The organism is Haemophilus haemolyticus (assembly GCF_003493685.1).
GTDB lineage: Bacteria > Pseudomonadota > Gammaproteobacteria > Enterobacterales > Pasteurellaceae > Haemophilus > Haemophilus haemolyticus_O.
Genome location: NZ_QQJW01000004.1, coordinates 26,272 through 51,337 on the forward strand (window position 1 = coordinate 26,272; position 25,066 = coordinate 51,337).

Sequence of the window (25,066 nt, forward strand, 5' to 3'; positions counted from 1 at the left end):
CAATTTCACTCGAATTTATCGTAAACAAAAGGGTTGAGTATAAATTTACACTCAACCCTTTATCTTCATTAAGAGACAATATTATTTACCACTTTCTTTTTCGTGTGGATTGCCTTTGACACCAATATGAGAAATTTCCCCATTAGCATCAATCAAATAAGCTTGGCCAAAACCTCTTACAAAACGACCTGTTCCAAATGTAAGTTCAACTAAATCAAAATCAGTAAATTCACGAATTGTTTTAATTCCGCCTACATCATTCATAGTTTCTGCTAATTTATCTAAGACTTTTTCAACAATTGGATCTTCACGAGGAATAAAACGTGCACGAGCCTTGTAACGTAAACGAGTACGTACAATGATAGATTTCGCTTTGCTTTCATCTTCTAAAAACATCACTTCTACTTGATTAGGATTACGTTTTAAATTGTCATAATGCTCTGCGATGGCACTGATATAAATATAATATTTTCCATCAAGCGAAATAATTGGCGCATAAGACGCCATCGGTAGGCCATCTTTATCTAAAGTGGCAAGCACACAGCTTTTAAATTCTTGACGAAATTCATCAATTTTAGCTTTGATACGATCGTAATTTGCAACTGGTTTATTTTCTACACAAAGATTGATTATTGCTTGCTTAATTGAACCTTCATCAGCTTGTTGTGGAAATTCCACGCGTAATGTTTTTCCATCATTATATTTAAAATCTAAACCACCAAAATCTACATTAACTAATCTCACATCCGTGATTTCATTTACGCCCCCAAATTTTTTACAAAGGGCAGCCATATCATCTTGGTGATGATCATTCATGTGAGTGATAATTCGATTGAAATCCATTTTTGTTCCTTATATTTACGATTAATCTCATTATTCTACGGATTCTCTTCCGTGAGGAATAATGTTGAGCATTATACTTAAGCAAAATATATTTAACAAAAAAATAACATTTAAATAATGAAAAACAGAACTACTTTAACATATGCTGGCTGAAACAGCTGCGTTGTAAGGGTTGCCCTTGGCTTAATACGTGAGGATTTCAACATACAGCCGCTCGAAGGCGGCAGCTAATCCAGCTTGGGTTGCTATATGATGTCGTGACGTTTCAACACACAGCCGCACGGAGACGGCTGCTATTAAATATATAGATAATCCAACAGAAGAAATGTTTCAACACACAGCCGTGCGGAGGCGGCTGCGTCAAACGAATTAAAAAAGATGAATTCTGCTTGGTTTCAACACACAGCCGCGCAGAGGCGGCTGCTTCTTTAAAAAAGAAGCAGGGCATCCTGTCTTTAAGTTTCAACACACAGCCGCGCGGAGGCGGCTGCTCCCTACATAAAAAAAACAATAAAAATCAGTGTCTTAAATACTGTATTTCGCTAACTGATTTTATGATAAGGAGTTTAGTCAGTATAACGGCCACATTGCCGTTATACAAATAGATTAACTCATCCAAATTGTTAAAGAAAATAAAGATCTCTATCCCATCAGGGTTTTAATGAGAACAACAGGTTAGCGAACTAAATGACAAGTACGTCTTTAAATACATCTATTGCTGGTTTTGCCCCATGATGTTCCACTTTATTACGCCATTTGCTGCCTAAATGATAAAAACGCAGACTATCACACGTCGGGTCGTAGGTTTCCAACAGTTTGTTTTTCAACATGACCCACTGGTCAGGCGTGACATCACATTCAAATACTGAATATTACGCCCGCACGCCGTAATCTAAGCAATGTTTTGCTATGCGGCGCAATCGCGCTTGCCCGTTTGGGTCGTCAAAAGAAAAGCCGCTTTTTTCGCTCAAAAGCAGCCCAAATACGCCGAAATAACGCGCCGCCGCATCGCCTTCAATGCCGCGCACCACGTCCAGCTCCGCCGCGCTCTTCAACTGCCGCAGCGAAATGTTCAAAGACACCGCACTTTAAATCGCCGCATTCTCGCCATAATTGCGAATCTGCCGCTGAAGCACCCGCTTACTCGCCTGAATCTTCGCCGCAATGATATTGCGCGCAATCGGCACGGGATTTTGCTCCGACACCCGATACTGCGCCCGACGCAACAGCACATTGCCGCTCTACCGTCCCTGAAATCGTCCCAAATAACGCCTGTTTTCGGTAAAAAACGCCAAATTCACATTATTTTCACCGCAAAACCCAAGCAGAAAAGGCGACACCAACACATTCCCAAAACAGAAAATATGCCCGATGGAATGCACTGGCAATTGCGCCATCTTTTTGCGATCCTACTCCACCACCAGCGTCTCCCGCTCCTTATGCAGATAGCTGCCTTGGGTGGTGATGTAGAGCGTGTTTTGTAGTTTGTGCATGGGAAATTCCTTGGGTTTTGACCGCTCTTTTTTGGGGCAATGGTTAGATTACCTGAAAAATGATAGGTTAGATTAGGCGGAACGCCATAACCCGACCTATGCTTGTCAATTAAAGTAAGGAACAGGATTCCAACTATTAGCAACATGTTGAGTAAAATGTGTCGTTAAATTAAAGAACTGTATTAATGGAGGATTATGTACTCCATTATCAACCAGAAACCTTTGAAAACATAAAGCTAAGCTGGCTACGCGCTGATTACCTACATCAATATTAAAGTGATTTGAAATAATAGTATTTATACTACGTATATCTGAATTATCAGGCACCTGCGTAGGATTGCTAACTAAATTAAACAATACACTTTCTAATGCTCCGCTAACATTATCCAAATTCCACATAAGACAAATCATACCTATTGCATCATAGAGTTCTTTAGCTATTGGATTCCAGTTTGGTACTTGTTGAACACCTCTTCCAACTCCTGCGCGACCTACATTATTTGCATTTCCAACTTGACCAAAACCTGCCAATGGATCAAATAAAGGTAATCGATTTACTGCTGGATTTTGCCGTTGTATCAAATTAATAAAGTCATTAGCAACAGTTATTCCACAAACAAAAGTACCAGCATCGGCTTGATCTGCATAACTTTGATAACTAAAAACATAATACTCTCTGTCTAAAGTTGGTCCTGCACAACTTTCCTTAGTTTGTCCATTTAATAATCTGACATAAGCTAAAGGTACAATTTCAAAATCATGAACAAGCTGTACACGAGTTTCTTCACCACGACAGTCATCAATAGGCATTTTCTATTCTCCAATTTCGATAAAAATTAATGGCTACTATAGAGATTTATCTCAAGGCTCCAATCACCTTAGAAAAACTTCAGCATAAGCACAACTTAGATAATAAAGATTAGGCGTTCGCCTAACTCAATAAAAACTCAAATCACTTTTTAAGATATTCGATGACATCGTGCCCTAATTGTTTTTGAGGAGAATAACCTAATGAAATTAGCTCTTGCTTCAATTTCTGGATTTCTTGTCCCATCTTATGTATTTGTAATTCATAAGATACTTCCTTAATCCACTGTCCCATTTGTTGCGGACTGATTTTCATAAGTTGTGCAATAGCTTGTTTTGTATATCCAAATTCAGCATGTAATACATAAGCCATTTTTTTCTCTTTTGCTCGATGCATATGATTCAACATATTTGCTCCTAAATCAGGTTAAATTGAAAGTTCATTTCTAGCCAACGGTTCATTTAGCTGAAAAGGATTCTACCAATCAGCAGTGCTTATGTAAAGTATTATTCGAAAGTATCTTTATACTTTATTGATATGCGTAGACTTTTGAAACCTACTACGCCCCAAATAACCCCTCTACATACCCCACACTCCTATCCCGTTTCCCCAGCAACTCCGGCTGGCAAATCTCCACCAGCGAGCAGGCTTTGCAGCGTTTGCCGTAGTCGGGCGGTGGAGTTTGTTCGCTTTCCAATAATTCACGGACGGCGGCTATAGTTGCGAGGGCTTGGGCGCGCAGGCCGTCTGAAAACACGACGGGGATGCGGTGGCGGGTTTGCATATACCACAGCGCGCCCTCAGAGACGGTTTGACCCGTCATTTCTTCCAAGCACAAACCTTGGGCGCAAAGCTGGATTTCGTCCATCGGATTGGGTTTGGGCTTGCCACGTTTGTATTCCACGGGTTTCAGACGGCCTGTTTTCATTTCCACTTCCACCAAATCCAACACGCCATTGATGCCCAATTTCTCTGCCGACACATGCACCGTCCGCTCAAAGCGCACGCCCTTGCGCGTTTCAGGCTCGCCCGAATCCACCCGCTCATGCAACGCTTTGCCCTGCGCGGTCAAATAGTTCTCCGCCCACGCCTGCTCGTTGTGAATCAACGCGCATTGGCGCGGACAAAAAGCGTAATGTTGCAGGGCGGAAAGGGGAATCAGGCGAATGTCCTGATTTTCCCCTTGGATTTCGGTTAAAAGTGCGGTCATTTTTTCAGGCGTTTTTACAGCAACTCTTCCACGCTCACGCCATTCAGGCCGTCTGAAACCACGCTGATTTTGTAATCGCCAAAACCGCTTGCAGGCGTACCTGATTCGCCGTTTACGCGTTCGACTTTCACGGCGTCAAACAATTTATGTGCAGGCTGGCTGCCGAGTGCATTGTCGTGTTTGAAAACAATCAGTTTGCGTGCCGCCATTTCGCCACGGGCGGCGGAGCGGTCGTGTTCAAACATCAGCGTCAGGGCTTGCCAAAGTTTGGCTAAGTCGTCGTCTGAAAAACCGGTTTTGGCAGCAAGGTTGGCGGAGATAAAGCCGTGCACACGGTAGAGCGCGTAAGGGACGATGTATTTTCGCCCCATAGTGCGTTCTTTTTCCAAGTCTTTTTCGTTGGTTACCGCCATGCGGGTGATGGAAACTTCCAGCGGCACGATGGGGTCGATGGATTGGGCGAATGCCAGTTGCACCGGACCGCGCACTTGTCCGCTGTTGACTTCGGTAGTCATCACGGCGCCAAAGGTGCGGATATCAAAGAAGTTTTTGCACATCCAAGCGGTAATGTCGCGGGCTTTGGCTTCATCTTTGGGCAGTTTTTTTTCTTTAGTATTTGGTTCAATCCCTAAAGCCTCATAAGCGCGTTTGTTTTGCAGGTTTAACACGCTTTTTTCTTTGACGTAGATTTCGTAACCGGCTTCGTTTTCGCTGCTGATTTCCACAAAATTACGGATTTTGCGTTTCAGGCAGACATCGGTTACCAAGCCTTTGCTGGATTCGGGATCGAGGCGCGGCATATTACCCGCATCGGGATCGCCGTTTGGGTTGCCGTTTGTTACATCAAAAAAGTAAACAAATTCATAACGGTTTTGAATGGCAGACATTTTCTGGCTCCTTAGTTTTCAATGGTTTCAGCGGTTTCTTTTTTAGCAAAATAGCTTTGTTTTTGGTGGTAATAGCCGATGGCGAAGCGGCCTTGCTCGTCAATGCTCAAATGGCGTGGAAAGGTTTCGTGCAGTTTGGCAATGATTTCGCCCAAATCTTTATCCAAATTTACCGCCATACCGGCTTTGTCTTTACGCAAGCGCGACAAATGGTGTTTTGCACCCGACAAAAGACGCGGAAAAACGGAAAACGGCACGGCGGATGCAGAGCCGTAATAGCGATCGGCAATGCCGGCATTTAATTCGCCCAACGCCTGATATTGAATGCGCTCCAACACGGCAAACAGCCGCCCTAAAAGATAGGCGCGATTCGGGCTTTCATTGTTCAAACTCATAGGAACTCCTTCTTCGATAAAACCTTTTCTAAAACGCCGCTCTAATACGGCTTTCATCATTGCCACGCGCAGGCCGTTCACGTCGCCGTCGGCACGGATTCGGGTAATCAGTTGCGACAGTAAACTCAAGGGATACGGCGTGCCGCAAATCACGGCGCGGGTCATTTCGCCTGCCAATACGGGCGAGATATTTTCGCTTTTGCTCAATACGGCAGTTTGCAATAAGAATCGCCAAATAGACGGCGGCGTTTTCCACGCGCAAGGCTCAAGGGCTAAATCTTGCCAATGCTGCGCCAAATTTTCCGCCAGCTGCCCAAACGTGGTGTCTAGCCAAAAGCGAACAGAAATCCGCGCGGCATTGGGGGCAAGCCCTAAGATATAAAAACGGGTATTGGCAGAGAGTTCGGGCGCAATTTCTTGCAGCGGGCGACCTTTGCCGATTTGTTCCAATACGTTGAAAACTTTGGAACTTTCTTGTTCGTCATCCGGCGGTGTGAATACTTGCGCGAAGAAACCTTCGGCAGCCTGCGCCGTTGCGTTATCGTCCGCTTCCGCCCAAAAGACCGTGCTGGCATCGCCGATGGTCAGGCAGTGATTGTTTTCGCGGCGCAACAGATAGTTCAGCGCGGTGGTGTAGGCAAACGCGGATTGTTCGGAAACGGGCGCATTTGCACCTTGCTCCTTGCCGAACGAAGCAAAGGCTTCTTTGTTGAATGAAATAATCGAACCGCCGGAACTTTGTCCGCCAAACACGCCTTTAATTGCAGGATGCAGCCGCGCAATCGGAGCAGTATCGCCACTAATCAGGCACAAACCCTCGAGCGCTTCATCGCTTTTCAAGCAGCCTGCCCACAAGCTTTGCGCTGCTTCGCGTTTATGGATAAGTGCGGTCGGTTTTTCAAGAGAAAATGCGATGTTGGCATCGAGCATTTCGGCAGGCAGATTTTCGGCGGCGAAATGTGCAGGCTGCCAGTTTTGCAGAAAACGGCACAAGGCTTGCAAGCCTTCATCGTCGCTGTTTTGCAGTAAATTGAGATGGTATTGCTTAAAGGCGTCAAAAGTTTTTTCAGCCGTCGTAAACGGTTTTTCTTTTGCTTCGGCTTTGTTTTTATTGGCTTCTACGCCAAGCGCGTAGGCGGTTTTATCCCACAAAAAATTCGGCTTGATGCCCGACGTGCGTTTTTCAGGGCGCGGCACGCTCATCAGCTTCGGCTGCGGCTTTTTATCGGCAGTCAGATTCGGCACAGCGGTTTTCAGACGGCCTTCTTTATCCAACACCAAAATCCAGCCGATTTTCTCCTCACTAAAGCCATAAGGCGGCACTTTTGGGTTGCCCATTTCATCGGTTTCCGCCGCCAAACGGCGGTAATAGCGGGCAAGGGATGCAAGAATCATGCTTTCACCTCCTCGGCATAAAACGACGGCACATCAATCACGCCGTCTTTCATTTGTGCGCGGAAAAAATGCGGTGTATTGCCGTGGTCAAAATCAATATCGTGCAGTATCCAGCCTAAATCACGGTTTACCTCGCTTTCCGATAACGCCGACGACGGTAGCGGTTCGTCTTCGTCAATCAACGCAAAATCGGCAGGAAATTCACGCACGCCCAAACAAGGCTGCTGAAAACATTGCCCCTTTTTCGCACGGCGTTTGAACATCTCAATATGCTTGGTAACGGTCTCATCCGACCCCGCTTTTGCCGTCAGCACCGCATGAGCTTCAATTACATACGCCACATCTTTAAGCACCGTCGCCGCGCGTTGCTGGCGGTCGTCTTCAATCAGCGTATATAAATCAGCAACGCTCTTACGCTTCATCGCGCCGCTGACCTTACCCGCCGAAATCTTGCCGCCCAACTCATTGCGCCGTACCGACTCAAACCGAATCGGCTTTAACACATAAATCCGGTCAATCACCCACCGAATCGCCGGCTTCCAATGCACCGCCGCCAAAATCCCGCGCGCCGCCGACGGCGTGATGACATCATAAGACACCCGCTCCACCTTCATCTCCAGACGGGTAAAACAGGCATAATCGCCCCAAATGTGTAGGCGGATTTGGTTCATTTGGTTCTCCTTTTTGTACACACGCCCCTTCATACAGAAGGAGCGGATTAGCTGACTAATCTAACTACTTTAGTTTCAATCCACGCACGGTTAAGTGCGAAAAGTTTTCAAATGATGTGCTATGCTCGAACTTGTCGGCGTAGTGCTTCAACAGCTTTTGATACAGCATCTGGTTTTGGTTCTTGGTTTGCCCAATCACTCCAAAATTGCCGCGTTGCGCTTTCAGGAGCTATTGTAGGTTTATCAAGTTTAATTCTTGTAGGAAGTAAAATTGAATCTCCTAATAGCAATGCTTCGCCTAAATCAAGCAGTGGCAAAATATCTGTAATTCCTACCATTGATTCAGGCAATAAACGCTTCACAACACTTTGATCTTGATCATTTGTTAAGCGAAGAACCAAAAAATTATTGCATTGACTGAGAATTGTCCGGCTAACATCCGAAGGACGCTGGCTAACAACTAATAGAGATACACCGTATTTTCTGCCTTCTTTTGCAATGCGTTCAAAGGCTTCTAATGCGCGTTTTTCTGCTGCCTCTGCTGCATCACGAACTGGGAGATATAAATGCGCTTCATCGCAAACAATCGTTAATGGGTGTCGTGCATCTTTATCCATCCAGAATTGAATGTTATATAACAAGCGAGCAAGAACACCTGTAATAATTGGCAATACATCTGATGGAACTTCAGAGAAATCAATAATTTTAATGCCCCTTTGGCTCTCTGAAACAGCAAACAGTTTCATCAACATATTTTCTAGCCAACCGTAGTCATTACATTCTTCAGGAGGCTGAAACATAAATCCACAACGTCTATCATCAATTTTGGCTTTCAGACGACCTATGAATCTCGTCAATCTACCATTCCAATCTCCTTTTACTTCTTTTCCACTTGCTCCCGTTTTTGTACCTGTATCATCTTTATTCAATTCATCCAATAAAGAGTTAATGTCATAAGGAATGGGTGAATCTACTGTAAATGTCTCGAGCACCTCCGTTTTTTCTTCATTTTGTAAGGTCTGCTCTTTCAAAGTACGGACATGTTCGGTAAACCTTGCTGCCTGATTTGGTGCATTATCGTCACTGCGGTCAAGAATCAAAGCCAGCATTTCTTCTCTGTTTAATAACCAGTAAGGTATAAACAGACTATTCGGATTTGAACCGTCTAAATCTCCTGGTCCTGCAATGTGATATTGCTGCGCAATTGGATTTTCTCCGTCACACAAAGTTGAGTATTCTCCATGCATATCGAAAACGATAAGATTAGCCGATTTTAATGCGGCTGCTCTTTCTAAAATCAAAGCAACAGACCAACTTTTACCAGAACCAGTACTACCCAAAATAGCAGCGTGCCGTTGAAAGAACTTATCGCCATTCGCTACTGCTATTGCTGTTTCATCAGCCATAAAATGACCTAATGTTAATCGCTCATTTTCTGCTACATTGGCTGATAGCAGATTCATAAATAATTGCAGATTGCTGCCACTGAGATGAAAGCAAGTTTTATCAATTTGAGGGAAGCAATCCGCACCACGTTTAAATGTATTGCTCAAGCTGCCATCAACTGTTCTGTAAGTCCCAATTAAAACAGCTCTAATAAAATCATCTTGACTTTCTCCTAACGGAATTGAACCATCATCAGATTCATCTTCCAAAAGTAATTTTTCACTAATTGATCGAGTTACCCGTTCAATGATGCCAATAAGGAATTCATTGGCTGTTCTACCATTGATTGCAATCAAATTACCAACGGCAATGCTGGTCATTTGTTCATGTTCTTCAACAGAAATCAAAACCCGACTTGTATCTACCGTTACCACTCTTCCGAGCTGATCTTTAGCTTCAAAATTTAATTTATTAACATCCATTTTCTAGAACCTCTTTCACAAAATATTCAATATCCCACCAGTCAACATTAGAAATAACCTCTTCTCCCGAGCTACTAATAACGGAAGTGCCTTGTGGATTTTCATTAAAAACAAGAGCCTTGCAATTTGATGATTCACTGACTACTTTTCGAGCATTATCTGACAAACCCCTTGTCAATATTAAAGTTCTGATACCGCTTTTAATTTTAGTAGTCAGATGAGTTTGAAGATGATCATCATTGAAACCATAGCCAATACATAAAATTGCAGAAGCGTCATCAATTGCTCTATTCCCTTGTTCTCGATGAGCATCAAATGGCTGCTCATATCCCTTTTTATACTTACCAACACCAGGTGTAATAATTAGCGGTTCTTCCATTGCGCCTATGCAACTAGTCATTGGAGTATCTCCAGCCATAAACCAATCTAAACTGCCATGTGGTTTATAAATTTTGATATGTTTTCGATAAACAAGTCTTGGCGTTTTTCCTTTTGCAACAACCTTTTCAACTAATAATTTTTCACTCAAATCAGGATTATGTCTTCCCCAGTACCGTCCGACCATCATCGAATCAACGCCCCAATCCTCATACTCAGCTGCAAACTCAATCAATCTATCGTAATTTGTTGTAATCACACGAGCTGTCTTAGGGGTGCATGCTGAAATATGAGGCAATAAATAGGAGAATTTGAGTTTCTTATTTTCAGAAATACATCTATTAATTGCCTTTTGTTCTTCATTTAAAACATATTCAGCCGTTATTTTGATTATTGCTGATTCGATTGCATCATTAGCTGGATGCTTTAATAAAGCACCTTCTAATCCGTCTGATTCAAGGCAGGTTGCAATTTCATTCCAAGTTTCCAAATTTTCATCTGAGATTTTGCTAGGTATCTCCTGTTTCAATCTCTTACCTAGATGCCACATGCTAGGCAAACCCTCTGCACAAGATAGACCTGAACCAACAATAATTACTAACTTATCTGTAAAGATCTCTTGTAGCCATCTTTTTAAATCATCAAGTTCTGTGTTATTCATTTTTTACGCTTTCTCCAGCATCCATTTTTTGTGTTGATAGCATATTACTCTTGTACATTTAAAAAATAAACTTCTAAAGAATTTAAATTATTTTTTATCTATTTAGACAAGCTCAAAACACCAAACTCTCCCCCTTCAAAAACTCCACATCCTCCCAACTCAAGCCCGCTACGTCATCATACAAATCCAGCCCGATCAGCATATAAAACTGTTTGCCGAAGTTTTTCTCGTTAATCGGTTCGATACGCCCTGCTTTATACAAAGCGGCGAGGGCTTTTTCGGGGATTTGGACGGTGTAAGGTTGCAGTTTGCGTAGCAGTCCGCCAATGTGGTCGGCGTGGTGCAGGCTGCTGATGAGGCTTTCGGCCTCATCCTCGAACGGAATAATCAGCGGCTGCATATAGCTTTCGATCATGCGGAATTGGTCGGCGATGGTTTGGAATGGGAAATCGAGGCTTTGCCCTGTATCGTTGTGCATTTTCAGAATTTTTTTATTGTCCAGTTCACTGCCTTTTAATTGATAAAGCTCGGAGAAGTAGGCGGAGACGGCTTGGGCGGATAAGAGGTCGTCTGAGAAGCTGTCAGCGGTCAGGCGCATAACGGCGGCTTGGGTGGCAAGTTCGGGCGGGGCTTTCCATTGTTCTTCAGGCGCGAATATCCAGACAAAGCTGTTTTCAGGCAGCCTTTTGCCTTCGCGGTTGCAGCGTCCTGCAGCTTGCGCAACGCTGTCTAAACCTGCTTCGGCGCGCATCACCAGCGGAAAATCTACATCAACGCCGGCTTCAATTAAGGAGGTGGCGATAACGCGGCAGGCTTCACCCTTTTTCAGACGACCTCGAATCTCATCGAGCTTTTGGCTGCGGTGTTTGGCGCACATTAAGGTGGTCAGGTGGAACGTGCCGTCAAGGTGTTTGGCTTGGTCGTACAGGCCGCGGGCGTGGCGGCGGTTATTGACGATGACGAGCATTTGCGGGTATTCGCCAAGTTTGGCGAGCAGGTCGGCGTCGGTTTGTGTGCCGATATGCTGCACGGTGGTGCGGCGCAGTTTGTCGAAAAGTGCGGTCGGTTTTGTGGCTATTTCGCGCACGTTTTCAAAGCCGCGATAGAAGCCGTTTTCGGCTTGCACGGCCGGCTGGGTGGCGGTGCACATGACGACACTGCAGCGGTAGTTTTGCGCCAATTCTTTGATGGCTTGCATGATGGGTAGCAACAGATTGAGCGGCAGCATTTGCGCTTCGTCGAGGATGATGACGGAGCCTGCGATGTTGTGCAGTTTGCGGCAGCGCGAGGAGCGGTCGGCAAAGAGGGATTCAAAGAATTGCACGGCGGTGGTCACGACAATCGGCGCGTCCCAGTTTTCCGAGGCAAGGCGCAATTTGTCTTTGGTGGTATCGTCTTGCAGTTCGCTGTCGTCGAAGGTGCTGTGGTGCTCCAACACGGCTTGTTCCTCCAATTCGCCAAAGGCTTTGCGGAATTCGGCGGCATTTTGTTCGATGATGCTGGTGAACGGGATGACGTAAATCACACGCCGCATGCCGTGATGTTTGGCGTGTTCCAGTGCGAACGCCATGGAAGTGAAGGTTTTACCGCCGCCGGTCGGCACGGTGAGCGTAAACAGCCCTTGCGGTTGTACCGCTTGTTCTACGGCATGATCGAGAATTTCACTGCGCAGACGGTTTAAGGCGGCATTGCGTTTTTCGGCTTCGGTTTGCTCTGGAGCTTGAGCGATACGTCGTCTGAAATTGTTGATAAATTGATTGAAATTGTGTTGTAAGGCATTTAAATCGGGATAACCGCCGCGCTCAGCGGCTTTGTTTTCTAGCTTTAAATAAAAGGCTTCGGTATCAAGATAATCTGCATCCACCAAGCAGGAATAGAGCATTCGGGTGAAAAAAGCGTAGGAGAAATAAGGATGATGAGCGTCGGCTTTAAGCGGCGGCACAGGCAAAGTTTCGGGTAGCTTGATTTCTTGCAGCCATACACTATCGAGTTCCGGAATATCTTTGCCGAATTGCAACGCCAAACGCTGTCTCAAGGTGTTGCGGTTATTACCCTCGCCCGTACCGTTCGCCAAACCGGCATGGTGTCCCGCAATGCAAAACGCCATTAGCTTGCCGATAGCAATGCTGCCCCAATGCTCAAAAGCGATTTTTGCTCCGGCGGTAGCGTGATCAACTGAGGGACCACCATGCAATCGGTGGTTAAAGGCTTCTGAATATTTCCCCAAATCATGCAGCTGTCCCGTCTGGCAGGCAATTTCCTGCGCACCAAATACCTGAGCAAACTCCGCTGCCATTTCGCCTACATTGAGTGAATGACTTTGCAAGGTTTGCCAGTGTTCGTAAGGTAAGAGATTACCGAGTTTATCTTGCGCGGAATGGGCGTAGTAGAAAGGCTTAGTAAACATAAAAATAATCCCTTATATTTATGATTATTATTTGGCCTAATCTACTCCTAATCCTCTTTTAATTCAACCATGTTTACATTGATACATTTTGAGGTTAAATCATTCAAATTTTGAATAATATGATACTAATGACGCCCGCCAAAAGGTGGTTTTGCAAACCAAATCACAATAAACAATCCTAAGAATCCCATAGCTGATAGCCAAAATATTTCATTTGCACCAATAATAAATCCTTGCGATGTTATTTGTTGAGCGAGGTAAGCTGAAGTTTGGGTATCACTTAAACCAAATTGATTCATTTGATGGTAAAAACTTTGGGAAATTGGGTTATAAGGATTAATGTATTCTGTTAATTGAGTGTGGTGAACAGCTTCACGGTTATACCACATAAATGTGGTTAAAGATGTCCCTACAGAACCCGCTAAAGTTCTCAAGAAGTTAAATAAGCTAGAGGCGGAAGCCATTTTATGCGCAGGTAAACCAGACAAGGTTATCGTGGTAAGTGGCATAAAGAAACAGGCTACCGCTAAACCTTGTACTAATTGTGGTAAAGCCACATCAGCAAAAGTCATTGATGGCTCGAAAGTCACCGCTCGCCAATAAAATGTTATTGCATATACAATAAAACTTATCGTCACTAAAACTCGCATATCGATCTTATAACCGAAACGCCCAATAATCGGTGAAAGCAAAATTGGGAATAATCCAACTGGGGAAGCCGCAAGCCCAGCCCACGTTGCGGTGTAATGGAAGACTTGTTGTAGCAAGAGCGGAATTAATACCACAGAACCTAAATAAATCAAAAAGGCTAAACTAGTACATAAACACCCTACACTAAAATTACGAGAATGGAAAAGCGAAATATCTACTACAGGATTATCATCTGTCAATTCCCAAATAACCAAGGCAATCAGACAAACGACAGCAACAACGGCTAATATAATGATTTCATTAGAATTAAACCAATCTTGCTCACGGCCCTGATCAAGCATTAATTGCAAACACCCCACACCTAAGACAAGTAAAATTAAACCGACTTTATCAATAGGTTGATGAACAATTTCACTTTCTCGGCTCCCCAAAATCTTCCAGCTGATTAGCACAACTAATAAACCAATCGGAACATTGATAAAGAAGATCCATCCCCAGTGGATATTATCACTAATCCATCCGCCTAAAATTGGGCCAAAAATAGGCGCAACCACAATAGTCATTGACCAAAACGCCAATGCCATTCCGCGTTTTTCTGGTGGGTAATTATTTAATAATAAACTTTGCGAAAGAGGGATCACAGGGCCTGCGACAGCACCTTGAATGACGCGAAAAATAATTAATGCCTCAAGACTATCTGCAATCCCACAAAGCCAAGAAGAGACAACGAATAAAAAAGTTGAGACTAAAAATAACCGCACTTCGCCAAAACGTTTTGCTAACCAACCTGTTATTGGAATAGAAATCGCGTTTGCCACACCAAAAGAAGTAATTACCCACGTACCTTGACTAAAAGATGCGCCTAAATCGCCCGCAATAGTAGGAATCGCCACATTTGCAATCGTAGAATCTAATACCTGCATAAAGGTGGCGAGAGATAAAGCCAGCGTTAATAAAATCAGGGCGCCACCTTGAATAGGTGGGAATTTTTTTGCGGAATTGTCCATAGCACTGCCTTAATGGCTGTTTTGCTGAATGATAGATTCAATTAAATCTTCTACCGCACTTTCATCATATTTAAGTGTATCAGTAGCAAATAAAGTTTTCTGTTCTGATTTTTCTCGTAACATTGGGCCAGATGAATCTGCAATTCTTACTTTTGCCGTTGCAGAAAGACCAATTCTCAATGGCATTTCGGCAAATTGTTGTGGATCTAATTTAATTCGCACAGGTACACGTTGCACCACTTTAATCCAGTTACCAGTGGCATTTTGCGAAGGTAAAAGAGAAAACGCATTGCCAGTTCCCATTTCAATGCCATTTATCATGCCATCAAATTCTTTATTTTTACCATATAAATCAAAATGAATTTTCACTGGCTGACCAATTCGCATATTCGTTAATTGGGTTTCTTTGAAGTTAGCTTCTAGCCACATTTGTTCATTAGATACCACCGCCATTAATGCGCCGCCCACTGAAACTGCTTGTCCTACTTGAGCATTACGACGCGCTACATAGCCATCAATTGGACTTCTAATTTTTGTACGTTGCAAATTTAACCAAGCCTGTTTGAGTGAACTAATTGCATTCTGTATTTGAGGTTGTTCACGTAATGGAACGTTACGCAATAAAGCCTGATTAGCAGCCAATTGGTTTCTAGAGGCATTTAAATTTGCTTTGGCAAGCTCGACAGCTTCTTTTGCGTGTTGGAAAGATTCTTTATCAATCGCACCCATTTTTTCAAGTTGGATTCGGCGTGTCAAATTGCCTTGTGCTTGAGCTAAAGAAATTTCATTGGCGTGCACAGCGGATTGCAATTGCTGCACAGTAAAACCCAGTTGTTCTATTTGACGCACTGCATTGGCGAGATTGCTTTTTGCTTGTTCAAAACTAAGTTTTGCATTGGTATCATCTAATTCAATTAGTACATCGCCTGAATGGACTTTATCCATATTGTCAGCATTAATCTTCGCCACATTACCTGCAACTTGTGATGACACCATCACTTGATTACCACCCACATAAGCATCTTCTGTTTCTTCAAAATCCTTCAAGAAGAAAAACCAATACAAAGCACAAGCAATACCAATAATAAGCAGGAGAAGAATAAAAATGCTTAAACTTTTTTTACGATTAGTTTTCTTTGATACAGATTTATTTGATGGGGTTTCAGTTGCAGTTTGCGTCATAATGCCTTCCCTGATTTGGGATAATGTTTAAAAATGGGATATTTAAAACTATCAAAAATAAAAATGAAAGGTCATTATGAAACTTTAAAAAGGGGAACTCAAGGGAAAATGATCATCTCTTTGTTTGCTAGATTAATGAATGTTCTAGAAGTATTGTTTCATTTATTTAATTTATTTTCGGGTAAGAATTAAAAATCGGCAATCATAGCGATTTTGTTCATCCGCCTTACGATATTCGTCAAATTCAATTTTCCACTCTTCCCAATTCAATTGAGGGAAAAAAGTATCGCCATCTAGTTCTGTTTGAATTTGAGTAAGGTATAACTTATCTGCTTGTGGCAAATATTGTTTGAATAACTCTCCCCCACCAATCAACATAATTTCATCAAAATCTCTGACAAAATTGACCGCACTTTCAAGGCTATCTTTCCATACCACACCTTCGTGTTTAAAAGGCTGATGAGAAAGTACGATATTGGTACGTTTAGGTAGTGGACGACCAATACTTTCAAAGGTTTTACGCCCCATAATGACAGGTTTACCAGTGGTGTTCTGACGAAACCGAGCTAAATCTGCAGGCAAGTGCCAAGGCATTTGGTTATCTTTACCAATTACACTATTTAATGTCGTCGCTACAATTAAACTAAATGTCATAAGTCCCCCTAAAATTTGCCGTTACTATACCTGATATTAAGTGATTTGTCATTGATTTAGTGATAACGTTAATACCAATTTTAAGAACTTGGGAAAGGACTATGAACAAAAAAACAATTGTTGTGAAATTCGGTACAAGCACGCTAACTCAGGGTTCGCCAAAACTGAATTCGCCACATATGATGGAAATTGTTCGTCAAATTGCACAACTGCATAATGATGGATTTCGTATAGTGATTGTGACTTCTGGTGCCATTGCTGCGGGTCGCCATTATTTAAATCATCCTCAATTACCACCCACTATTGCCTCAAAGCAACTGCTTGCAGCGGTTGGTCAGAGCCAATTAATTCAGGCTTGGGAAAAATTATTTGCTATTTATGATATTCATATCGGACAACTTTTATTAACTCGTGCCGATATTGAAGATCGCGAACGTTTTTTAAATGCACGAGATACTTTACACGCACTTTTAGACAATCACATAATTCCTGTAATTAATGAAAATGATGCGGTGGCAACCGCAGAAATTAAAGTTGGCGATAATGACAATTTATCTGCATTAGTCGCTATTCTTGTTCAAGCGGAACAACTTTATTTATTAACTGATCAACAAGGTTTATTTGATAGTGATCCGCGTAAAAATCCTGAAGCGAAATTAATCCCAGTTGTAGAGCAAATCACGGATCACATTCGCTCAATCGCAGGTGGCAGTGGGACTAATCTTGGCACTGGAGGAATGATGACTAAAATCATTGCTGCCGATGTTGCCACTCGCTCTGGAATTGAAACCATTATTGCACCGGGTAATCGTCCAAATGTGATCGCTGATCTTGCTTATGAACAAGATATTGGCACAAAATTTATTGCACACCAATCTGATCGATTAGAAAGCCGCAAACAATGGCTTTTCGCCGCGCCATCGGCAGGCATTATCACTATTGATGATGGAGCGAAAAATGCCATTCTTGAACAAAATAAATCTTTATTACCCGCTGGTATTATTAACGTGGAAGGACTTTTTTCGCGTGGTGAAGTAGTCAAAATACGCACTCAATCGGGTAAAGACATTGCACTAGGTATGCCACGCTATAACAGCGATGCCCTACAATTAATTAAGGGCAGAAAATCAGCAGACATTGAAAATGTTTTAGGCTATGAATACGGTGCAGTAGCAATGCATCGTGATGATATGATTATTTTGTAATAATCCTTAATGAAAAAATCCCAACTAATTGCACCGCACTTTTAGTTGGGATTTTTTTATTTCAATGATATAGATTTAAAATTCAACAACCTTAGATTAACATTACATGCCAATCACTACGCAATCAGCCACACTTTTGGCTTTATTTTGAGCCTGCACTGCTGCATCTCGACTAGCAAATCCCCCTACACGAACACGGTTCCACTCACCATTCACTTGCACTTGTGCATTTAAACCAGTCATTGATAAGCGTCCTTGCAAATTTTCAGCTTGCGCTCTATTTTTGAAAGCGCCACATTGTAAACCGAATTTTTTACCACCGTTCAAATTATCTGTAGTTTTAGATTGTTCAACCTTTTTAGCTGCCTCAATTTTTGGTTGTTCTTGTTTTTGTGTAGATTCAGGTTCCACTGTTTCTGTTTTTACGGCTTCAGGCTTTTTCGCTTGCTCTACTTTTGGCGCTGCTTGCACTTGTTGAGCTTTCGCCGTTTCTACCGCACGTTGTTGCTCCGCTAATTTACGAGCTTCCTCCGCAGCTTGTTGTTCTTTTTCCATTTGTGCTAAAACTTGGCGTTGTTCTTCGGTTAAACGCATATTTTGCTCTACGCTTGTAGGTTTATTATCAACAGGAACAGTTCGAGTTTCTAATGCTTTGATATAACTCCAAACTTCTTCTGGGCGATTAGGTAAAATACTTTTAGGTTGCGTTTTTTCTTGTTGTGTCGCAGCCTGTTGCACTACAGCTTCAGCTTCGCTATTTTTATTTTTCAACAAATAAAGCCCTGCGCCAAAAGCCAACACAATGACTAAAGCGAAGATGATCAGAATATTCTTATTTTTTTTTGTTTTTTTCTTATTATTTGAACCGCGACGTGCGGCAAAATCTCGGTGAGCCACAATAAATTCCTAAATTTTAAGTAATATTTTAATAATTCAACAAAACTTGCTAAGTTTACTGAAAAATAGGCTTTAAATAAAGACTAACATCAATAGATTATCGTGTATAAACACAAAATAAAAATACCGCACTTATTAGCTAAGCGCGGTATTTTTTCACAATATTTTGAGAAAATTATTTCTCGTCTTTGAATCCTGACTCAACGCCACTCATATCAGGTAGTTGGTGTGCAATACCTTTGTGACAGTCGATACAAGTTTTACCTTCAGTCTTCATTTTTTCATGCATACGTGCAGCCACAGAACGTTGATCGTTGAAGTTCATACGATCTACTTTATGACAGTTACGGCATTCTTTAGAATCGTTAGCTTTCATACGAGCCCATTCGTTTTCAGCCATTTCTAAACGATGTGCATTGAATTTTTCTAAGGTATCCACTTTTCCAGTATAGTGAGCAAATACTTCCTTCGCCGCAACAATTTTACGTTTCATTTTTGCACCAAATTCATGTGGTACGTGACAATCTGGACAACTTGCCCCCACACCAGTACGAGTTTGATAATGCACGCTATGCAAATATTCTGGATAAGCATCTTGGGTATGACAACTCGCACAGAACTGCTCAGTATTAGTTTTCTCTAGACCATAGTTAAAACCAACCCAAGAAAGAATACCACCGATAGCTGATAAAATAATAATCGTACCTATCGCCATACGGCTTGGTTTTCTAAACCATTGCCAGAAACGCTTTAAGATATTTGGTTTTTTCTCAGACATATAGACCTCTTAAATTAGTTTCCGTAACCTTTCATCGGTTTGAAATCATTTGGAACAATCGGATCTACGTTTGATTGAGAAACGTGACATTGTAAACAGAAATAACGACGTGGTGATGAGCTTGAACCCACTTTACCATCACGATCCATAAAGTGAGTTGGGCTGATTCGAGTTGCACCACTCAAACGAGAATTTTCTGGGCTGTGACAATTTAAACATTGGTTCGCATTTTTTGTCACTTGATAATTTGCAACACTATGTGGAACCATTGGAGGTTGGTTTACATAGTTTAACGCTGGTAATTCACTTTGACGCGGTGCATTATGAAATGCTGGAGCAATATTTTCTGCCGCTTGAGTTAAATCTTTTCCCACTGCTGGTGCATCAGATGCCATCAGTGAGCCAGCAAAAAGTGCGGTAAATAATCCCGCTAAAATTTTAGATACCTGTTTAGTCATATTAATCACTCCCCTGAATGATCGAATCTGGTCGAAAATTTAAAAACTTTTTCAGCGCAAACGTCAATACAACGTCCGCAGCTGATGCAATCTTTGGAAAGCACAAGTAGGCTTTCGTCTTTTTTTCCATGTAAAGGTGAACGTAACACTTGGGCTTCGGGACAAACATTGTAGCAATCCATACAATTATCGCATTTAGCACGATCAATCACTTTGATACGGATTAAACTTTTTGCACCAATCACACCGTAAGCAGCACCAATTGGGCAAAGGTGTCCACACCAGCCATGTTCTACAATCAATAAATCAAAAAGAAAAATAACAAGCAATAGCCAGCCTGTTGCACCAAAGCCAAATATAAAGGCACGGCCAAGTGCAGCCACTGGATTAACCCACTCCCAAAGCAACATCCCACTTACGCAACTGCCTAGTAAAATAAGCGCAAGAATGCCATAACGTAAACCGCGCGAAATTTTTGCCGTTTGGCGAATGCCTAACTTACGGCGTAGCCACGCAGCACAGTCCGTCACAACATTTAGCGGACATACCCAACCACAAAATACTTTACTACCCAGTACTGCGTAAAATAACACAATAATTGCTGCACCAATCAAGGTGAGAGCATCAGGTAAATGTCTTGCAGCCAAGCTTTCTGCTGTAATTAAAGGGTCGCTTAATGGAACAGTATCGAGCAATAAGCTTCCACTATAATTGCCTTTTAAAATCCAAACACCAAAATAAGGACCGCTTAAAAACATCGCAAGAATGCTAAGTTGGCTTAGTCGACGCCAAAACAAAAAGCGGTTTGCATACCACCAGCCCCATTTTTCTCGCGACTCTTTACCTGCAAATTTTGGTATATTTGCCATTATTTGCCACTCCCTAAAATAGGTGCAAGCACGGGCTCTGCCGGTTCAGGAATTACAGTTGCTCCTTCTGGCGTACGAGTCGGCAACGAAATCATATCTTTAGGCGCAAGAGAATGACCAGCTTTCACTTTTTCTTCCCAGCCCAAACGATAATGTTTACCTAACATACCTTTTGCAAGATCCATTGGTAAAACCTTAATCGCAGCTTCTTCTAACACACAAGCTTGCTCACATTTCCCACATCCGGTACACGCTTCAGAATGTACTGTTGGAATAAATAACGCATGCTTATCAGAACGTGGATTATGTTGTTTTTCCAATGTAATCGCTTTATCGATTAATGGGCAAACTCGATAACAAACATCGCAACGTAATCCTTGCCAGTTCAAGCAAGTTTCGTGGTCTAACAATACTGACAGTCCCATACGCGACTCATTAATATTTGTCGCATTGCGATCAAGCGCGCCAGTTGGACAAGCATGAGCACAAGGAATGTCAGGGCACATTTCGCAAGGTTTATCACGCGCAATAAAATACGGTGTTCCCGCTTCTACTGGCGATAATAAAGATGCTAAATGCAGCATGTCATAAGGACAGGCTTGAACACATTGTCCACAACGAATACAAGCGGCAGAAAACGCTTTCGCATCTTGCAAAGCAAACGGTGGGCGTAATAGCACACCTTCGCGAGCAAGACTTTGATTTTGCTGCAATCCCAACAAAATCCCAACGCTAGCTAAACCACCCGCAGTACGAGTTGCTTCTTTGAGAAATTTTCTACGTTCAGGATTGAGAGCAGGCTTCTTCATTTTCTTTTTAGATTTTAACCGCACTTTCATCTTCCTCTTTTATTGATAGGGGAAAATAAAGTGCGATTGATTTTTACATGATTTTTACGCAGCCTTTTCCACTTTTACCGCACATTTTTTAAAGTCGGTTTCTTTTGAGATTGGATCTGTCGCATCTAGCGTTAAGCTATTTGCAAGCTGACCTGCATCAAAGAAAGTGGTGAATACTAAGCCACGAGGTGGTTTATTACGTCCGCGAGTATCTAAGTAAGAAATCATTTCGCCTCGACGGGATGAAATCTTAATTTTATCGCCATGGCGTAAACCACGAGCTTCAGCATCCAATGGGTGCATCCAAACAAGGTTGTTCGGCATAGCACGGTGTAATTCAGGCACACGGCGAGTCATAGTACCAGTATGCCAATGCTCTAGAACACGACCGGTAGATAACCACAAGTCATATTCTTTATCTGGAGACTCAGCTGCAGGCTCATAAGGTACCGCAAGAATAATCGCTTTCTTGTCTGGATAACCGTAGAATGCCACACCTTCACCTTCTTTAACGTACGGATCGTAGCCTTCACGGTAACGCCATAAGGTTTCTTTACCTTCGACAACCGGCCAGCGTAAACCACGCGCTTTGTGATACATTTCAAATGGAGCCAAGTCATGACCATGACCGCGACCAAATTCAGCATATTCTTCGAACAAACCTTTGTGTACATAGTAACCGAAGTGTTCTGATTCGTCGTTTAATTGACCTTCAGCAAGTTCGCTTAATGGGAATTTATCTACTTGACCATTTTTGAAGAGCACATCATATAAAGTTTTACCTCTATATTCTGGCATTTGTGCAAGTAATTCTTCTGTCCACATTTCATCAGTCGTGAAGTATTTTGCAAACTCCATTAATTGCCATAAGTCTGATTTTGCTTCACCTGGTGCTTTTACTTGTTGACGCCAGAATTGAGTACGACGTTCTGCATTACCGTAAGCTCCCTCTTTTTCTACCCACATTGCAGTTGGAAGAATTAAGTCAGCAGAAAGTGCGGATACAGTTGGGTAAGGATCGGATACAACAACGAAGTTGCCTTCTTTACGCCAGCCTGGTAAACGATCTTGATTAATGTTTGGACCAGCCTGCATATTGTTGTTACACATTTGCCATAGCACATTCATTTTGCCGTCGTTCATTGCACGGTCTTGTGCAATTGTGTGCAAACCAACTTTTTCAGAAATAGTACCTTTTGGTAATTTCCAAATACGTTCCGCTGTTTCACGGTGTTTAGGATTCGTTACTACTAAGTCTGCTGGTAAACGATGAGGGAATGAACCTACTTCACGCGCAGTACCACAAGCAGACGGCTGACCAGTTAATGAGAATGGTCCACAACCTGGAATTGAGATTTTTCCAGTTAATAAGTGGATGTTATAAATTAGGTGGTTTGCCCACACACCACGAGTGTGTTGGTTGAAGCCCATTGTCCAGAAAGATACCACTTTTTTGCTTGGATCTGCATAAAGTTTCGCTAAAGTCTCAAGCTGAGTCTTATCTACACCAGACATTTCAGACACTTTTTCAAGTGTATATTCAGACACAATTTGTTTTAATTCTTCAAAAGAAGAATCATGCATTTTGCCTGCAGTTTTATTGTTAGTACCTTTTTCTAATGGGTTTTCAGGACGTAAACCGTAACCGATATTGGTTTCACCACGTTTAAATTTAGTGTGTTTGTTCACAAAATCGTGGTTTACAGCATTGTTCTGAATTAAATAATTGATGATGTAGTTCATAATCGCCAAATCGGTTTGTGGTGTAAATACCAAACCGTGATCGGCAAGTTCAAAACTACGATGTTCGTAAGTAGAAAGTACAGTAACACGAACATCAGGATTAGAGATACGGCGATCAGTAATGCGCGACCATAAAATTGGGTGCATTTCCGCCATATTTGAGCCCCAAAGAACGAAAGCATCTGCATGTTCAATGTCGTTATAACAACCCATAGGTTCATCCATACCGAAGGTACGCATAAACGCAACCGCTGCAGATGCCATACAGTGACGAGCATTCGGATCTACGTTGTTAGAACGGAAACCTGCTTTCCAAAGTTTATTCTTCGCATAGCCTTCCCAAATGGTAGATTGTCCAGAAGTGAACATACCTACTGCATTTTGCCCGTTCTTTTTAAAAGCTTCTTTAAATTTTTCAGCCATTGTTTTGAACGCAAAATCCCAAGAAACAGGCGTAAAATCGCCGTTCTTATCAAATTTTCCGTTTGTCATACGTAAAAGTGGCTGAGTTACACGGTCTTTACCGTACATAATTTTCGGTAAGAAGTAACCTTTAATACAGTTTAAACCACGGTTTACTTCTGCATCCGGATCACCTTGAGATGCCACAACACGTCCATCTTTAGTACCAACTAATACTGCACAACCAGTACCACAGAAACGACATACTGCTTTGTCCCATTTAATTTCGGATTCAGCCGCAACCACATTTTTGACTGGGATGGTCAGCCCCGCAGCCGTTGCCGCAGCTACAGCTGCGTTGGCTTTCATAAAGTCTCGACGACTTAAACTCATCGCGTTTCCCCCACGTTAAACACTGATTTATTATTAAATGTAAACTTTTTTACACACCGATAAGGCAGTAGCCTTACGATAAAAGACAAAAACTTTTCTTTTATCTTTTAAGCATTTCCCTTGCTTACAAGAGAATAAAGGTATTGTTATAGTAATTTATTTCTTCTGCTCGTCTTGCTCGTGATACACCAATGACACATTAATAACACCATCAATGTCTTTCACGCTTTCCATATTATCTAGCAGAATATGTTGATCATGCGATTGCATCACTACGACCATCTTTCCAAATTTTTCATCAAAAGTTGGAATTTCAGTATGCTCAATCGCTAAAAGTGCGGTTCGAATTGCCGCAAATTTTTCCGGATTACCTTGAACAATTAGCCCAACAACATGCCAATCTTTTGCGCTTTCCGGAGATAAATTTGTATTACTCATTTTGTTTTAGATAACTAATTTTAATCGCATTCACCGGACACCCCTGTAAACAAGCCCCACAGCCGTTACAAACATCCGTATTCACTAAAGGCTGCGCAACTCCCCCCATTTGCAGACGAAAACTAATTGCTCTCATCGGGCAACTGTCTTGGCAAGAACGGCACTCAATGCGATGTTGGCTTAAACAAGCCATGCCAATTTCGATTTTGTGTAACCAAGGTTTTTCATCGCGAGAATGAAAAATAGGTTGTTTACACACATCTACGCATTTTCCACAAAAAGTACATTCGCCATTATCAAAACGAACTTCAGGAAAGCCTCCATCGCCTTTCACCAAAATATTGGTTTCACAGACAAAAAGACAATCGCCACAGCGCGTACATTGCTCCACAAAAATAGAATTTTCGACAGCCCAAGGTGGGCGAATTCCATCAAAGCCTTGTTTTTGCTCATTTTCTGAATGCAAAGACGTTAAGAATTTACCTCGTAAAAACTGTCTGCGGGGTAAGTTTTCAACGGTCATCGAGCGTGCCT

General features: G+C 42.3%; 22 protein-coding genes and 2 pseudogenes. 1 reads left to right on the forward strand and 23 read right to left on the reverse strand.

The window, feature by feature from the left end; all coding sequences use genetic code 11:
• Positions 1 to 81 precede the first annotated feature (81 nt).
• The 15 genes and pseudogenes from DV434_RS04785 to folA all read right to left on the reverse strand — a co-directional run bounded on the left by DV434_RS04785 (position 82) and on the right by folA (position 16,510).
• Positions 82 to 843 (reverse strand): HugZ family heme oxygenase, encoded by a 762-nt coding sequence (locus DV434_RS04785; RefSeq protein ID WP_118785315.1) that lies wholly within the window; start codon positions 841 to 843, stop codon positions 82 to 84.
• Between the two features lie 683 nt (positions 844 to 1,526).
• Positions 1,527 to 1,763: pseudogene (gene cas2, locus DV434_RS10890) on the reverse strand (CRISPR-associated endonuclease Cas2).
• A 12-nt stretch (positions 1,764 to 1,775) separates the two neighbouring features.
• Positions 1,776 to 2,240, reverse strand: a pseudogene (locus DV434_RS10970) (CRISPR-associated endonuclease Cas1); the annotation flags it as partial.
• A 201-nt stretch (positions 2,241 to 2,441) separates the two neighbouring features.
• On the reverse strand, positions 2,442 to 3,146 hold the full coding sequence (locus tag DV434_RS04800) for a hypothetical protein (RefSeq protein ID WP_118785316.1): 705 nt from the start codon (positions 3,144 to 3,146) through the stop codon (positions 2,442 to 2,444).
• Positions 3,147 to 3,288: 142 nt separating this feature from the next.
• The gene (locus DV434_RS04805) at positions 3,289 to 3,552 is read right to left on the reverse strand and encodes a hypothetical protein (protein WP_118785317.1); all 264 of its coding nucleotides are present in this window, start codon (positions 3,550 to 3,552) and stop codon (positions 3,289 to 3,291) included.
• A gap of 151 nt (positions 3,553 to 3,703) precedes the next feature.
• The gene (gene cas4, locus DV434_RS04810) at positions 3,704 to 4,354 is read right to left on the reverse strand and encodes a CRISPR-associated protein Cas4 (RefSeq protein ID WP_118785318.1); all 651 of its coding nucleotides are present in this window, start codon (positions 4,352 to 4,354) and stop codon (positions 3,704 to 3,706) included.
• Between the two features lie 14 nt (positions 4,355 to 4,368).
• Positions 4,369 to 5,241, reverse strand: coding sequence for a type I-C CRISPR-associated protein Cas7/Csd2 (gene cas7c / locus DV434_RS04815; RefSeq protein WP_118785319.1), 873 nt, complete (start codon positions 5,239 to 5,241; stop codon positions 4,369 to 4,371).
• 11 nt (positions 5,242 to 5,252) lie between these two features.
• Positions 5,253 to 7,031, reverse strand: coding sequence for a type I-C CRISPR-associated protein Cas8c/Csd1 (cas8c, locus tag DV434_RS04820; RefSeq protein WP_118785320.1), 1,779 nt, complete (start codon positions 7,029 to 7,031; stop codon positions 5,253 to 5,255).
• Positions 7,028 to 7,702 (reverse strand): type I-C CRISPR-associated protein Cas5c, encoded by a 675-nt coding sequence (cas5c, locus tag DV434_RS04825; RefSeq protein WP_118785321.1) that lies wholly within the window; start codon positions 7,700 to 7,702, stop codon positions 7,028 to 7,030. Before cas5c ends, cas8c begins: the two co-directional genes overlap by 4 nt.
• A gap of 119 nt (positions 7,703 to 7,821) precedes the next feature.
• Entirely contained in the window at positions 7,822 to 9,570 is a 1,749-nt protein-coding gene (locus tag DV434_RS04830) for an ATP-binding protein (RefSeq protein ID WP_118785322.1), read from the reverse strand.
• The gene (locus tag DV434_RS04835) at positions 9,560 to 10,609 is read right to left on the reverse strand and encodes an SIR2 family protein (protein ID WP_118785323.1); all 1,050 of its coding nucleotides are present in this window, start codon (positions 10,607 to 10,609) and stop codon (positions 9,560 to 9,562) included. Before DV434_RS04835 ends, DV434_RS04830 begins: the two co-directional genes overlap by 11 nt.
• Positions 10,610 to 10,721: 112 nt before the next feature.
• A complete protein-coding gene (gene cas3, locus DV434_RS04840; RefSeq protein ID WP_118785324.1) occupies positions 10,722 to 13,016 on the reverse strand; it encodes a CRISPR-associated helicase Cas3' in 2,295 nt (764 codons plus the stop codon).
• A gap of 125 nt (positions 13,017 to 13,141) precedes the next feature.
• Complete coding sequence (locus tag DV434_RS04845; RefSeq protein WP_118811514.1) at positions 13,142 to 14,674, reverse strand: DHA2 family efflux MFS transporter permease subunit; 1,533 nt, start codon at positions 14,672 to 14,674, stop codon at positions 13,142 to 13,144.
• Between the two features lie 9 nt (positions 14,675 to 14,683).
• The gene (locus tag DV434_RS04850; RefSeq protein WP_106381641.1) at positions 14,684 to 15,856 is read right to left on the reverse strand and encodes an EmrA/EmrK family multidrug efflux transporter periplasmic adaptor subunit; all 1,173 of its coding nucleotides are present in this window, start codon (positions 15,854 to 15,856) and stop codon (positions 14,684 to 14,686) included.
• A 171-nt stretch (positions 15,857 to 16,027) separates the two neighbouring features.
• Positions 16,028 to 16,510: a type 3 dihydrofolate reductase gene (gene folA, locus DV434_RS04855; RefSeq protein ID WP_085000005.1), complete on the reverse strand. Its 483-nt coding sequence runs from the start codon at positions 16,508 to 16,510 to the stop codon at positions 16,028 to 16,030.
• Between the two features lie 101 nt (positions 16,511 to 16,611).
• Here folA and proB point away from each other — a divergent pair, with 101 nt between their 5' ends.
• Complete coding sequence (gene proB, locus DV434_RS04860; protein ID WP_118811515.1) at positions 16,612 to 17,715, forward strand: glutamate 5-kinase; 1,104 nt, start codon at positions 16,612 to 16,614, stop codon at positions 17,713 to 17,715.
• A gap of 102 nt (positions 17,716 to 17,817) precedes the next feature.
• Here proB and ftsN read toward each other — a convergent pair whose 3' ends face one another.
• The 8 genes from ftsN to napF form a co-directional block, all read right to left on the reverse strand.
• Positions 17,818 to 18,612 carry a cell division protein FtsN gene (gene ftsN / locus DV434_RS04865; protein ID WP_118811516.1) on the reverse strand — a complete coding sequence of 265 codons (795 nt, stop codon included), beginning with the start codon at positions 18,610 to 18,612 and terminating at the stop codon, positions 17,818 to 17,820.
• A 175-nt stretch (positions 18,613 to 18,787) separates the two neighbouring features.
• Positions 18,788 to 19,390: a cytochrome c3 family protein gene (locus tag DV434_RS04870; protein ID WP_005632140.1), complete on the reverse strand. Its 603-nt coding sequence runs from the start codon at positions 19,388 to 19,390 to the stop codon at positions 18,788 to 18,790.
• A 14-nt stretch (positions 19,391 to 19,404) separates the two neighbouring features.
• A complete protein-coding gene (locus DV434_RS04875) occupies positions 19,405 to 19,848 on the reverse strand; it encodes a nitrate reductase cytochrome c-type subunit (protein ID WP_005632144.1) in 444 nt (147 codons plus the stop codon).
• Positions 19,849 to 19,853: 5 nt separating this feature from the next.
• The gene (gene napH / locus DV434_RS04880; RefSeq protein ID WP_118811517.1) at positions 19,854 to 20,717 is read right to left on the reverse strand and encodes a quinol dehydrogenase ferredoxin subunit NapH; all 864 of its coding nucleotides are present in this window, start codon (positions 20,715 to 20,717) and stop codon (positions 19,854 to 19,856) included.
• Positions 20,717 to 21,556 carry a ferredoxin-type protein NapG gene (gene napG, locus DV434_RS04885; protein WP_118811518.1) on the reverse strand — a complete coding sequence of 280 codons (840 nt, stop codon included), beginning with the start codon at positions 21,554 to 21,556 and terminating at the stop codon, positions 20,717 to 20,719. The genes napH and napG overlap by 1 nt, the downstream gene beginning before the upstream one ends.
• A gap of 54 nt (positions 21,557 to 21,610) precedes the next feature.
• Complete coding sequence (napA, locus tag DV434_RS04890; RefSeq protein ID WP_118811519.1) at positions 21,611 to 24,094, reverse strand: nitrate reductase catalytic subunit NapA; 2,484 nt, start codon at positions 24,092 to 24,094, stop codon at positions 21,611 to 21,613.
• A gap of 156 nt (positions 24,095 to 24,250) precedes the next feature.
• Entirely contained in the window at positions 24,251 to 24,532 is a 282-nt protein-coding gene (locus tag DV434_RS04895) for a chaperone NapD (RefSeq protein ID WP_005627031.1), read from the reverse strand.
• Positions 24,525 to 25,055 carry a ferredoxin-type protein NapF gene (napF, locus tag DV434_RS04900; protein WP_118785333.1) on the reverse strand — a complete coding sequence of 177 codons (531 nt, stop codon included), beginning with the start codon at positions 25,053 to 25,055 and terminating at the stop codon, positions 24,525 to 24,527. The genes DV434_RS04895 and napF overlap by 8 nt, the downstream gene beginning before the upstream one ends.
• Between the last annotated feature and the right edge of the window lie 11 nt (positions 25,056 to 25,066).